This window comes from Burkholderia sp. GbtcB21 (assembly GCF_019091065.1).
GTDB classification, from domain to species: domain Bacteria; phylum Pseudomonadota; class Gammaproteobacteria; order Burkholderiales; family Burkholderiaceae; genus Burkholderia; species Burkholderia pyrrocinia_C.
Map to the genome: position 1 here is coordinate 1 of NZ_JAGXKA010000250.1, position 270 is coordinate 270.

Below are 270 nucleotides of genomic sequence, written 5' to 3' on the forward strand. Positions count from 1 at the left end.
GAGCAGTACTTGAAGAAAAACTGCCGGCAGCCTTGCGCGCGCAGCCATTCGTACGCGGCGTGCGATTGCGCGACGGCATCGGCCGCGGGGATCGTGCGCGACTTCAGCGCGACGACGATCGCGTCGGCGTCGTGCGTTGCATTGCCGGCAGGCACGCCGATCGTCTGCACGGTGCGCATGCCGCTCTTGACGAGCATGTTCGCGTGATCGGTCGCGCCGGTGAAATCGTCGGCGATGCAGCCGAGCAGGGGACGGGAAGCGGAAGCGGTC

1 protein-coding gene is annotated in these 270 nt (G+C 67.0%); it reads right to left on the reverse strand.

The window, feature by feature from the left end; translation table 11 throughout:
* Nucleotides 1–270, reverse strand: a 270-nt coding sequence (locus KVT39_RS36905; RefSeq protein WP_254640807.1) for a four-carbon acid sugar kinase family protein, incomplete at both ends; no start/stop codon positions are given.